The sequence below is a fragment of the Marinobacter sp. genome, from assembly GCF_040882185.1.
GTDB lineage: Bacteria > Pseudomonadota > Gammaproteobacteria > Pseudomonadales > Oleiphilaceae > Marinobacter.
This window is the reverse complement of the sequence record NZ_JBBEBW010000031.1, coordinates 1-12,441: the sequence shown is the minus strand read 5'-3', so window position 1 is coordinate 12,441 and position 12,441 is coordinate 1. Positions and strand designations below refer to the sequence as shown.

Sequence of the window (12,441 nt, the reverse complement as noted above, 5' to 3'; positions counted from 1 at the left end):
TATTACCCTGGCATCACGGCGAAACCATTCCGGTGTAGTTCGTGGACCGCTTACCATTTTTCTCTATCCCGCCCCATACAAGACTAGGGCAAAAGAGCACCGCTTTTTTCATGAGAAACCCACATTAAGTTGGACAAGTGCCCCGCCTGGTTATAAAAGGTGAGCACCGGGTCATTCAGACTAACCGATCCTTCACCGGACGGCTGACGGTCACTTGCGATTCGTCTGACGGATCGATTTGCGGCGCGCTCGTATTCTGTTTTTCACACCACGAAAACGGAAATTCGCATCTTCCAGACAAGCAGCGGCGCGATACCAACCTGATGATGATTGCTGGCTTGACAGAAGATGTCTGGCTTCCGGGCAACTTCTCAGAAAACGATGCAGTTCTCTGGTTTTCTGCAGTTTCGGCAAAAACCATGGTTTTTTTAGCCGAAAGTCGATAAAAGTGACTGTTTCCCCCGCCATCAGAAAGTTAGCAATCTGGGCATCGCTACGAAGATAACCACGCTGATGAAGCTCCTGCATCGAAGCCAGTATTCTATGTGCATCCTCCGGACCAGCGGCTCGACCTTCTACAAAGCGATAACAGACAAAGGAATCCGTTACCACCCCGCTCTGACGAGACTCGCAGGCTAGAACAGGCTCTGGCGCCGCGAATCCCATGGACGACATCAGCTCAAGATGCCTGAACGTTCGGAGTGCATCGCTCTCACGGAAGCGAGTGAGAAAACGCTCCCATCGGCGACCGTTTCGCGCCCGGGGTACCTTCAGTAAAAACGCCTCGCTATGGAAGCGGACCTTGGCGCTAAGGGTTCGCCAGTTATCACGAAACACCTTTTCTGGAACCATGCCATCATCCAGTACTGCATCCAGGAGTTGCCGGCTTGTCATTTCATCCAGATGGGAGACCACATGGTAGTGCCGATAATCAAACAAAGAAAACATCACTAACCTCTGGAAAATATGAGAACAACCTTTAAAGAAATGGTGGAGGCCCCACGCTCAAAAGTCCCGACGGCACTTCTTTGGAATTAGGCGTGAACTCATCAAGTGCTGGCGCCTTGATCCTGAGAAGGCGCAGCACCACCATCATGCCCGGAATAGAAGACACCACAAAGAAATGCAAATGGAAACCAAAAAAACATCCAGTCAGCTGACGGTGGCGCAACTATTCGGGAACCATCTGTCGTATTCAGCATTATAGCTAAAAACAGCAATGCAAGACCGGACGAGATGAAGGCGTTGGATTCGGTACTATTTATTATTCTGGCTATAAGGATCATGATAATTAACAGGAAAGCAAATAATGAAAAAATTCCTGAAAAATAATAAACGCTCAGAAAAAGATTATGGGGATGTTCAATTCTTACATCAGCTTTTTCCTTCAAAACTTTGCCTGCAGGAGATTGCTCAAAGAGCGCGGCTGAACCAGTGCCAAATAAAATAGAATCCGGCGGATACTCAACTGTCGCCTCGAATATATCCAATCGATAAGAAGTTCCACGCTCAAGCATATTGTCAACCAATGGCGATAGCGTCCCAAATATGACGACAATAAAAAAAACGATTGAAGCGACCACTTTGACAAATGACCTTTTTCGGAGGTCAAGATGCAGAACCATTACAAATAGCATGATAATGATGTATATGGTAAGCGAAATTAGAGGCCCCCTGCTTTGAGACAGGAACGTTATAGCAAATAAGCTTAAAAAGGATAATGAGACCAGGATATAATCAAGCTTGGTGAGTGGCTTTACTCTACACATCAGTGTCAATCCAGCGGCCCACAAACACATAAGCGCTGCAGGACCCAAGATGGGGTGTCCCATAAACCCGACCCCCGAAATTCTTGTTACATAAAGGCCTTGCGAAAAATGTATAACCATCGTTAATATAGAAACCAGCAGAACAATCAAGATAAATAAACGGCTAAATATACGCGGCCGAGTAGCCCAATAATATGAAGACAACGCAACAGCAACAATAAACATAACGGTGGTTGCTGACCATCTCAACGATTGCATTATTTCATTTAACTCTATGACATGAAAAAAGTTTGACAAAGCCACATAAATAACAACTGAACACGCCGATAAAACCAAATTATCAATTTTAAATAAATCCCTGTAATTATTATACAATAACGTCAATAAGGCCAACGTCACTCCCACAAGGAGAAATAACCTGGGCAATGCTTTCCATGGAGTCGTAAAGGATAAGGCAATAAACGCGACAAGCGCTACACTTAACCAGTAAATAATTTTACGATTAAATAAAGCAGAACTTCCACTCGCTATACGCACGTTAACCTCTATACCAATCTAAACTGGAACGAATATTACCAATATTATTTTTCATCCAACTTCTCCAGCATTGATAGAAGGACTCCCCCGCTTCATCGAGGCTTTGAACACATAAAAAATTACAATCCTCAATGTCGGATAGTTCGTTTAGCGCATTAATCATCTGCTCAGGCGTTTGCTTATTGGGCGATAGATAAAGATCTTTTGGGTTGTCCGATAGGGCAAATGAGCCTTGCTCAATTTCGAGTTGATTAGCAACAGCGATAGGCCAGAATTGACTGTAGTGTCTCAAGGGATGTGCTGCGTTTCCAACAAACAACTCGGGACGACGGAGAAAAAAGTTCGCCAATGTTGATTTGCGAACTGGATGGGGGACATGGCCTGCAATTAAAAACTTTGTGGCGTTGGGAGCCACTAACTCAGCCCCTCTGGACTGTGCGCGTCGATTGGTGGCGCGAGCCACGCCGAGGCGCTCCTTCACCTGTCTACTGATTGTCGACTTTATGAGGGGATTCCATGACCCTCTCAGAATAACCTTACCTTCTTTAAAGAAAACTTCTGGTTCAGTTGGTTTTAGAAAAGCCAAATCGTCATTCATGTAAATAAATTTTTCTGCTAATCCGGGAATACGCCAGATCATCGATTCAATCGCTAAGCTATTAAAAACCGGTAATAAATACTCATACCCCTCAAATATATCAACATGATCAATCAGTACTATTCGATCCTTGATAGCCTGAGGGAGGTTATCCTCCATAAAACAAGGGTGTTGATTATCGGTGACTATGAAAATTTTCCGTACCCATGGAGTGAAGCGTAAAATCGACGCTACACAAAACTCAATCTCACCCATGTCTGCATAACGAGTCGCCTTGGCTGATTCAGGTGTCTTTTTGTGCGCTTTCCCGAGATAGGCCTGCAACTTGTTTGCGTGTTTCGGATCACTACCATCGACCCATGGGATCACAACGTCTATTTCATCTGTAAATTCGGACATTCGCCCCCTAAAACTCATCCGTCATTATGTTATATCCGGTTGAGTTCAATTGTAAAAACGCTCGCATTTGTTCTCGGATAAGTAATATTCACAAGCAGTATCCGTGTAACAAATGTTGCCATAACTGCTCACGGCGTTTATCAGGAATACAGACACATCGCTTTTCCACGGAACGGCGGAGCCTGTCTAGATTCGATTGCTTCCACGAGGCATCAACCGAACCTTCGATCCTGAACCGGCAGCGATCGAAATCAATCAAATAAACCTGATCTTGCGCAACTAGGATGTTGTCACAGTTAAGATCCACATGATCCAGACCTTCGTTGTGAAACCCACGAATGATGCGACCAATTTCCTGCCAAAGAGCCGCCTGATCAAGGTTTGGAGACTCTGGAAAAGGCTCAGCAGCCGATATTCTCTCCACCAAGATGGCAGCTTCGTACCACAGACCACGACACTTGACCGCGTAGGCAGCAATTGCCCTGGGGACGGGTAGGCCTTTTTCCCGAAGCGTTTGCAGCATTTTGAACTCCGCCAGCGACCTGGCCCGCTGAAAGCCAGTGAACACATAGCGTCGTTCGGAGAATCGGGCCATCATTCCGCCACGAAGATAATGCCGGAGCACCATCTCATTCGCTTCAGTTGTTATAAACCAGGCTCCACCTCTCCCCCCTGCCGTCACTGGTGTAGCTTTCCCCCTCCAGTAATGCGGCTCAAACCAGTTCGCCGATACGCCCGGACAGTCGGGATCAGCCAGGAGTACGGCATTGTGGCTTATGCTGGTCAGATTATGTGCTCTTGTCTTCAATAGGTGATCATCCACTCTTGTCACTTTGCGCGCCTTGCCCTCAAGACGCTCCAGGGAGAGTGCGTTACAATACCGCGCAGTTTATCAACGAACACTGGCAAAGCTCCACCAACCTCAATCGGAAAAGCGAAACAACCTGACGTGATCAACTCAATCTGCATCCTACGTCTCTCCGCCATTGGCGATGTAACCCATGTTATACCGGTGGTGTTGAGTCTGCAGGAGCAGGTCCCGGGTCTCAAGATAACTTGGGTTATCGGCAAACTGGAGTACAAGCTGATTGGTGATCTGCCTGGTGTCGAGTTCATCGTTTTCGATAAAAAAGCGGGCCGTAGAGGCTATGCTGAGTTGCACCGTGCCATGAAAGGCCGGCACTTTGATGCCCTGCTTCATATGCAAGTGGCGTTTCGTGCAAACCTCGTCGCGGCCTTGATCCCTGCTGCTGTTAAAGTCGGCTATGACAAGGCTCGGAGCAAAGACCTCCACAGCCTGTTCATCAATCACCGCATTCCGACGCAACCGGAGCAGCATGTGCGGGACTGCCTGGCCAGCTTTCTCGAGCCACTTGGTTTGGCGTCAGCCCCACCCAGATGGCATATCCCCCTCACTGAGGCAGATTTCACATTCGCTCGTCAGCATCTGGCTGACAACAGGCTAAATCTGGTGATCAGCCCTTGTGCGAGTCACCCCCTGCGTAACTGGTCGCCAGAAAGGTATGCCGCATTGGCAGATCACGCCGCAGCCCGGCATAACGCCCAGGTATTACTAGTGGGCAGTCCGGCCGAGGCTGAAAAAGTGGTGTGCAGAGAGATCGAAAGCCGGATGAGTGAAACCGTTGTGAACATCTGTGGCCGGGACACGCTCAAACAATTGACGGCACTGCTCGCAGGGGCGGATTTGCTGGTTTCCCCGGACACAGGGCCAGCCCATATTGCCAATGCGATGGGGACAGATGTGCTCGGGCTTTATGCAGCCAGCAATCCGAATCGCTCCGGCCCCTATAATTCTCTTTCATGGTGCGTCAACCGCTACCCGGACGCCTTACAAAAGTTCACGGGAAAAACGGTTTCCCAGGCCCGATGGGGCGCAAAAGCAGAATTCGAGGGTGCGATGGAATTGGTAAGAGTGGAAGACGCAACCGCGATGCTGGATCGGTGGGTTGCTGAGCATTCCCGGGATTTCAGCAAGGGCTGATTAAAGACGTTTTTAGCCACGGAAAACACGGAATGACACGGAATGAGACAAGAATAATTTTAAATATTTAAAGCTTTTTTCCGTGTTTTCCGTGGCAAACGAATTTCTTTCGAAGAGGTGGGTCACTTTCTGGCGGTGTAATCCTGGTAGGACTTTTCTTCCACAAAGCGGGAACCCAGGGCTAGGTTGACTTCTTTTTTGATCGCGGCGCGCTTGTCGTTGGTGACATAGACCGCACGGGCCAGTTCGATGAACTTCGGACCAAAGTCCTGAGCAGCTTCCTGGTCACGAATATCGTCTTCGATCACCCACAACTCTTCGTTGACGGCTTTCAGCTGCTTGCGCAGATCGGCGATTTCAGCGGCCTGGTCTTTTACTGCATCGTCCCAGGTGACACTTAACTCATCCAGTTCCAGGCGCACATTTTTGACTTTGACTTCGTCTTTGATGCGATCGGATTTAATTTCCAGAATGGTGATCTTGTCCAGTACTTCGCCAAACGATACCGGTACTTTGATGACGTCTGCCATTTGCTCGTCCTGCAAAAAATAGCTATGAAAATAACAAAGCCGCCGGGCTGTAACAGTCCACGGCGGCTTGCGAACGCTCTGATGTCAGCCGTTAACGTGACTGAGCCAGGCACTGTGCCCGGCTGATTTGCCTTTCACCGCCTCGAAGTACAAAGCTTGCAGCTTCTCAGTCAGCGGGCCGCGTTTGCCTGCGCCAATCACACGGCCATCCAGCTCACGAATTGGCAGCACTTCTGCCGCCGTGCCGGTGAAGAACGCTTCGTCAGCGATATATACTTCGTCGCGAGTAATGCGGCGTTCGCGAACCGGAATATCAAGCTCTTTGCAGAACTCAAGAATGGTCTGACGGGTAATGCCTTCGAGGCAGGAGGTCAGCTCCGGAGTATGCAACACGCCGTCACGATAGATGAAAATATTCTCTCCGGAACCTTCCGAGACATAGCCTTCGTTATCCAGCAGCAATGCTTCTTCGCACCCGGACGCAATGGCTTCATTCAGCGCCAGCATGGAGTTAATGTAGTTGCCGTTCGCCTTGGCCTTGCACATCGTAATGTTGACGTGATGCCGGGTATAGGAGGACGTACGAACCTTGATTCCCAGCTCTTTTGCTTCCGGTGACATGTACGACGGCCAGCTCCAGGCAGCAACCATCAGATGCACCTTGAGATTGTCAGCACGCAGCCCCATACCTTCTGAGCCCAGAAACGCCATCGGGCGCAAATAGGCCTCGTCTAGATTATTCTCACGCACGGCTCTCAGTTGGGCGTCATTCACCTGATCTTTGTTGAACGGCATTTTCATATTGAGAATATGGGCCGAGCGGAACAAGCGGTCGGTGTGTTCTTTCAGCCGAAAGATCGCCGGGCCCTTATCGGTATTGTAGGCTCGCACACCTTCAAAACAGCCCATGCCGTAATGCAGTGTGTGAGTTAATACATGAACCTTGGCATCGCGCCAGGGAATCATCTCACCATCCAGCCAGATCAGGCCATCGCGATCCGCCATTGACATTGTTCTTGCTCCTAAGCAGGCAAATTCCGGAAAGGCAGCATTCTAGCAGGAAAAATCATCAGGACGAAGCGCCTGACGGTGCCTGCATAACATGCTGCCACATGGATTGTATGTACTCACGCTCTGACGGAAACGCATCGGGCTCCACCTGGCTGTTCAGGTTCTGAAGCGCCCTTCGGTGAATCGTTGAGCGTAACGTTATATAGGCATCCCGCAACTTTTCGGTATCTTCAACGGGTAGCACACCGACTCGTCCCAACTCTTCCAGTTGCCGAATGTTATCGGACCATTGCGTTAAAGCGGGATGGCTGGAGGCGTGAGCAAGCATCAAAAACTGCACCATAAATTCGATATCAATAATGCCGCCATGGTCATGCTTGACATGAAACACTTCCGGCGATTTGCTTGCCACCTGCGGTGTGCCCAGAGAGGTACGCATCTTCTCGCGCATCTCCACGACCTCAGTCCGCAATTTACCAAGGTCCCGCTCCTCACATAGAATATCGTGCCTTAGCGCCTCGAAAGCCTCAAGTGTCTCAAGGCAACCCGCCACTCCACGGGCGCGAGCCAGGGCCTGCTGCTCCCAGGTCCAGGCATCATTACGCTGGTACTTTTCAAAGGCGGTCAAGGTACTGACCGGCAAACCCGAGTTACCGGACGGGCGTAGCCGCATATCGACTTCATACAGTTGACCAGCCGGTGTCTGGGTGTTGAGAATATGAACAATCCGTTGCCCGAGCCGGGTATAAAAGACCGCATTGTCGATGGACTTTTCACCATCGGTGGATTGCTGGGTGTCAGCGGCGTGTACAAACACCAGATCAAGATCCGAGGTATAGCCAAGCTCAATACCTCCGAGTTTGCCATAGCCAATGATAGCAAAATCGGTATCGCACACGGTCCCGTCTGAACGCCGAGGATGGCCGTGTCGGCTGACCAGATTTGAGAATGCAACCTCTACGACATGGTCCAGAATCACTTCGGCAATCCATGTCAGGTAATCACTCACTTTCATCAGAGGCAATGTGCCCCGTAGCTCAGAGGCCGCCACCCGCAAAATATGGGCCTTCTTGAAATGCCTTAGGGACTCCATTTGCTCTTCCAGATCCTCGTAGGGAATCCGTAACATCTGTTGGCGTAAATCGTCCTGTAATTCACTCTTGGTCGGTGGATGATAAAGACTTTCCGCATTGAGCAATTCATCGAGCAGCAAGGGAGTTTCCGCTAACTGCCGGGCAATCCAGGGGCTCTCACTACATAGACGCACCAACTGAGTGCGCGCACCGGGGTTTTCAAGCAACAACACCAGATAAGCCGTACGCCTTATAACCGCTTCCACCAATTGCAGAACTCGGCCCAAAGTTTCCGAGGATTTTTCAACATGGGTCAGGGCTTCGAGCAAAACCGGCATTATCTCATTCAGCCGGCGGCGCCCCTGAGTCTGCATGGTCTGTACCGGCCTGCCCGTTCGCAGGTCTGCCAGTGCTTTTAGGCTGTTCGCCGCTTGCTCGAAGCCCTGCCCGGATAGCCAGGCCGTGGCGGCTTCGTCATCCATCTCGCCCAGCCATAGCTCTTTCCAGCCGTCGTCCAGTGCGGCAATTTCCTCATCTTCCTCGTCCGTGGCGATGATATCGGAAAAGTGCTGGGCTACCCGGTCACGGTGCTTTTCCATGGCGACAACACACTCGGACCAATCGTCGCAGCCCATGGCCAGCGCTACCCGAGCACGAGTATAGGAGTCCTCGGGTAACAGCTGAGTCTGCTGGTCATCAATCCCCTGCAGCACATGTTCCAGATTCCGCAGAAAAACATACGCCTCTCGGAGTTCAGCTACTACTTGTGACGGTAAAAGCTCAAGCCTTTCCAATTCCGATAGAATGACCAGCAACTCCCGCTGCTGCAATTCCCTGTCACGGCCACCCCGAATCAATTGGAAGGCCTGCACCACAAACTCGATTTCCCGGATCCCACCACTGCCAAGCTTTATGTTGTTCTCCAGCCCCTTCCGCCGGACCTCCCGACTGATCATCGACTTCATGTTTCGCAGGGACTCAAAAGCGCTGAAATCAATATACTTCCGGTAAACGAACGGTCTCAGGCTGTCCATCAGAACCTGCCCCAGCGCCCGGTCTCCGGCGACAACGCGAGCCTTGACCATCGCGTAACGCTCCCAATCCCGGCCCTGATCCTGATAATAGGTTTCCAATGCTGAAAAACTCATCGCCAGCGCGCCGCTCTGGCCGTAGGGGCGGAGCCGCATATCCACCCGGAATACGAAACCGTCCCCGGTAATCTGGTCCAGTGCCTGAATCAACCGTTGGCCGAGGCGCACAAAAAACTGCTCGTTGTCGAGCGCGCGGCGCCCACCCCGGGTTTCACCCTTGCTCGGGTAAGCGAAGATCAGGTCAATGTCCGACGACACGTTGAGCTCACGTCCACCCAGTTTGCCCATACCCAGCACGATCATCGGTTGAGCTGACTCTTCCCCGGTCAGCGGGTTGGTCCCCCAGGGCGTGCCTGACTGCTCGCACGCTTCGGCATAAAGCCAATCAAGCGCACCTTCGATGCAGATCTCCGCCAACTCACTGGTCGCCACCATGGTTTCGGCAAGGTCAGACCAACCCAAGAGGTCACGCCAGATAATGCGGAACTGGGTTTCCATGCGGAACTGACGTAGCCCTCTTTGAAGTTGTGGCTCATCGTTTATTTCGTCGAGATACTCCTGCCAGCGTGTTGTCAGATATTCGGGGGTCACGGGGTCTCGCAGTGAGCGCGACGAAGCGAGCCGCGCCATGGCTTCATGATGGCGCTGCAGACTGTGTTTTATGAACTCACTTCGAGCGATGCCCTGGAGAACCTCAGCCTCGGTTATGTCCGGCATCGCTTTTAACCAACTCAGGCCCCCGTCCACCTTCAGCGATGCCAGGGCCTCGGCAGCTTTCGACTGCAACTTTTCCGGAAGTTCACCCATCTGCGTCTCCTTCATGCAAACCCCTGTTAATTTCCTGAACTTTCAACTAACTTGTAACGCTAGTGGTGTCCCGTCTGGCTAATTCGTTGACCTACTGCGAATTAGCCAGACGGGACACCAGGCCGCGCCAACCTTTACGCTGTATGAACTTCCGATACTGTAAACGTAAGTGACTGCGCGCTCCACTACCGATTCAGGGCTATTGCACCCCACAATGCTACCGAACCGACGTCCGCTGAACCCCGAGCATCAGCTCGCTCATCTGCCAATGTCCGGTATCATCCGACACCGGTTAAAATGGCTGTTTACCCTGCTGGCGTTGCTGGTTGTATTCCAGACATTGTTTCTGTTTGCGGTTGAAGATCTCACCATATTCGAAGCTTTTTATCTGACTTCCACCACTCTCGCCACCGTTGGCTATGGCGATCTTTCACCTCAAACGGTGGTTGGCAGAGTTAGCACAATTGTGGTGATGTACGGCTTTGGTATCACGCTGCTAACGTTGATCGTGAGTGATTTTATAGAGTACCGCTTCTACAAGCGGGAACGAATACTGACCGGGCGCTGGGTATATGACATGAAAGACCACATCATAATCATTAATACGCCTCGCCAGGGGGGCGAGCAGTACTTCTCCAGAATTGCCTCCCAGATTCGCGCCGTTCCGAACTACGAGACAATACCCATACAGATTCTGACTCAACAGTTTCCGAACGGGCTGCCTCCGGAGCTCAGGGATGTAGGGCTCACCCATTACCATGGCTCCGGCAGCGACCCCGCCGCCCTGAAGGCGGTGCATGCTGGCGATGCCAGACATATCCTGTTACTCGCAGCCGATGAAACCGACCCCGCCTCCGACAGCCTGTCCTTTGATATCGCCCACCGGCTCTCTGAATCCAAACTTGCGAGCCGTGTAACGGTTGAGGTGGTCAGCGATGAAAACCGACCCCGTTTCAAGGCGCTCGGGGTTTCGACCATTATCCGGCCAGTGCGGACCTATCCTGAAATCATAGTACGGGCAGTGGTATCACCAGGCTCTGAAAAAGTACTTGAAGACCTGTTCAATTATCAGCAGGACCATCCTCATCGGTATGAGATTGAGCTGGATGATCTAACCTGGGCCGACATCGTTAGTGCTCTCATAAGGCACAGTATCGGTACTGCGCTGGCCTATATTGACCATAACGACGAAGTGATTTGCCACCCGGAGCCCACGAAAGAGGTGGAGGGGAAAGGGCTTATTGTTTTGGTGAAATCCTCCGAGACTCCGGAAGTGGAGGTTTTGGAAGAAGCTCTGGACGGCTACCGCGCCTTTATGGCCAAGTGGCATGCCATGCAGAAAAACTCCGAAGATAAGCCGGAAGATAGCTTCACATAGATGTTTACAACTCGGCTTTAAGTAGTGCTGCCTGCAACTGCCCCAGCAATGGATCGCCAACAAGAGACCTGACTGAATCTCCTGAAACGAGTGCGTCATTGAGCCAGTTCCACGCCTTCGACGCGCCCCGGCTCCCCGCCCTGGATTTGACATTCTGAAGTTTATCCAGCAGCTGTTTCGGATTCGCCTCCGTAAGCCACGCAATACTGAGACTATGGAATAACTTCGTGGTGGCGTCCGCCTCTCCCTTCAGCTTCGAGGGTTCGTGGATGCCCGCCAGGTAGTAACCCTGCTCGGCTTTACTCACCAGATTGAAAAACACACTTATGTGCTGAGCAAGGCCTGCTGCCCAGACTGTCAGTCGGTCAGCGTCACCCGACTTGAGTTCAAACTCCACCTCATTCAGCGGTTGCTTACGGTCCCCCGCAATAATGGAGCCTCGGTCGAACGCACATTCGATGACCGCGCGGCCATCATCCAACATTAGAACACGGCGTTCGAAATTGGTCTCGAAAACCGGTTCCAGCTTGGCCAGATTAATATCCTGCCCCACCGGGGTATCTGCGACCAGACCAATATTCAGTTGCGTGCCGAGTAAAGGCCACTCCCACTCCTGGCGTCGATGCGCCCCGTCAACAAAGTCACCCTGGGTTTTCAGGGTTTGAATGTAATGATCGCCCGACTGCCTGACACGCAATGCTATGCGTTGACGATTCAAGTCCGCTGTTGGGGTGTCGTAGTAGTGGTTGATTAACTGGCTGGTGCTGCCGGGGGACGCTTCCGGCTGGCCGGAGAGCCATTCAAATGCCTGATCCATACTCTCAGACGGTAGTGTCAGTTTGACTTCCAACTCTTCAGCCATGATTGATCCCCTTTCTGTGCTTATCCAACTCACCGTAAAACGTCTACTGGTGGCGAGCAACTTCTTTCTCTTACACCACAAAAAACCGGCGGCCCGAAGGCCGCCGGTTTTCATGATCTACAGCCTGATTAGCTTATTAGCAGATCAGAAGTAGTAAACAGCACCAACAGAAGCGATGGAGCGCTCGTCGGAGGTAGCGTCATTGATACCATCACCATCGACGTCGTAACCGTAGACTTCATCCCCTCCACCCAGGTAGCCTTCGAAGTAGACGTACATGTGGTCAGACAAGTTGTGCAGAGCCTGGAATGTGATGGTGTCAGTCTTGGTGAACCGCCCCGAGTTTTGAGGAGGCTCCAGCATCTGAGAGAATGGAGCCATGAA

10 protein-coding genes and 1 pseudogene are annotated in these 12,441 nt (G+C 51.3%); 2 read left to right on the top strand and 9 right to left on the bottom strand.

Features of this window, described 5'->3' with window-relative positions; all coding sequences use genetic code 11:
• Positions 1 to 210: 210 nt before the first annotated feature.
• The 4 genes from WEB64_RS15070 to WEB64_RS15055 form a co-directional block, all read right to left on the bottom strand.
• Positions 211 to 948, bottom strand: a complete 738-nt coding sequence (locus tag WEB64_RS15070; RefSeq protein WP_368065670.1) for a lipopolysaccharide core heptose(II) kinase RfaY — start codon at positions 946 to 948, stop codon at positions 211 to 213.
• Positions 949 to 1,049: 101 nt separating this feature from the next.
• Positions 1,050 to 2,306: an O-antigen ligase family protein gene (locus WEB64_RS15065; RefSeq protein WP_368065669.1), complete on the bottom strand. Its 1,257-nt coding sequence runs from the start codon at positions 2,304 to 2,306 to the stop codon at positions 1,050 to 1,052.
• A gap of 1 nt (position 2,307) precedes the next feature.
• Positions 2,308 to 3,303: a stealth family protein gene (locus tag WEB64_RS15060; protein WP_368065668.1), complete on the bottom strand. Its 996-nt coding sequence runs from the start codon at positions 3,301 to 3,303 to the stop codon at positions 2,308 to 2,310.
• Between the two features lie 88 nt (positions 3,304 to 3,391).
• Positions 3,392 to 4,126 carry a 3-deoxy-D-manno-octulosonic acid kinase gene (locus tag WEB64_RS15055; RefSeq protein ID WP_368065673.1) on the bottom strand — a complete coding sequence of 245 codons (735 nt, stop codon included), beginning with the start codon at positions 4,124 to 4,126 and terminating at the stop codon, positions 3,392 to 3,394.
• A 129-nt stretch (positions 4,127 to 4,255) separates the two neighbouring features.
• On the opposite strand from WEB64_RS15055, the gene WEB64_RS15050 reads away from it, so the two are divergent.
• Positions 4,256 to 5,305: a glycosyltransferase family 9 protein gene (locus WEB64_RS15050; protein ID WP_368065672.1), complete on the top strand. Its 1,050-nt coding sequence runs from the start codon at positions 4,256 to 4,258 to the stop codon at positions 5,303 to 5,305.
• A gap of 122 nt (positions 5,306 to 5,427) precedes the next feature.
• On the opposite strand, the gene WEB64_RS15045 is transcribed toward WEB64_RS15050, so the two are convergent.
• From WEB64_RS15045 to glnE, 3 genes are all read right to left on the bottom strand, one after another.
• A complete protein-coding gene (locus tag WEB64_RS15045; RefSeq protein ID WP_368065667.1) occupies positions 5,428 to 5,835 on the bottom strand; it encodes a DUF6165 family protein in 408 nt (135 codons plus the stop codon).
• An 84-nt stretch (positions 5,836 to 5,919) separates the two neighbouring features.
• The gene (locus WEB64_RS15040; RefSeq protein ID WP_368065666.1) at positions 5,920 to 6,846 is read right to left on the bottom strand and encodes a branched-chain amino acid transaminase; all 927 of its coding nucleotides are present in this window, start codon (positions 6,844 to 6,846) and stop codon (positions 5,920 to 5,922) included.
• Positions 6,847 to 6,904: 58 nt separating this feature from the next.
• Entirely contained in the window at positions 6,905 to 9,727 is a 2,823-nt protein-coding gene (glnE, locus tag WEB64_RS15035) for a bifunctional [glutamate--ammonia ligase]-adenylyl-L-tyrosine phosphorylase/[glutamate--ammonia-ligase] adenylyltransferase (protein WP_368065671.1), read from the bottom strand.
• A gap of 304 nt (positions 9,728 to 10,031) precedes the next feature.
• Here glnE and WEB64_RS15030 point away from each other — a divergent pair, with 304 nt between their 5' ends.
• Positions 10,032 to 11,195 carry an ion channel gene (locus WEB64_RS15030; protein ID WP_368065665.1) on the top strand — a complete coding sequence of 388 codons (1,164 nt, stop codon included), beginning with the start codon at positions 10,032 to 10,034 and terminating at the stop codon, positions 11,193 to 11,195.
• Positions 11,196 to 11,199: 4 nt separating this feature from the next.
• Here WEB64_RS15030 and WEB64_RS15025 read toward each other — a convergent pair whose 3' ends face one another.
• Both WEB64_RS15025 and WEB64_RS15020 read right to left on the bottom strand, forming a co-directional pair.
• Positions 11,200 to 12,057 (bottom strand): CYTH domain-containing protein, encoded by an 858-nt coding sequence (locus WEB64_RS15025; RefSeq protein ID WP_368065664.1) that lies wholly within the window; start codon positions 12,055 to 12,057, stop codon positions 11,200 to 11,202.
• Positions 12,058 to 12,201: 144 nt separating this feature from the next.
• Positions 12,202 to 12,441, bottom strand: a pseudogene (locus tag WEB64_RS15020) (hypothetical protein); the annotation flags it as partial.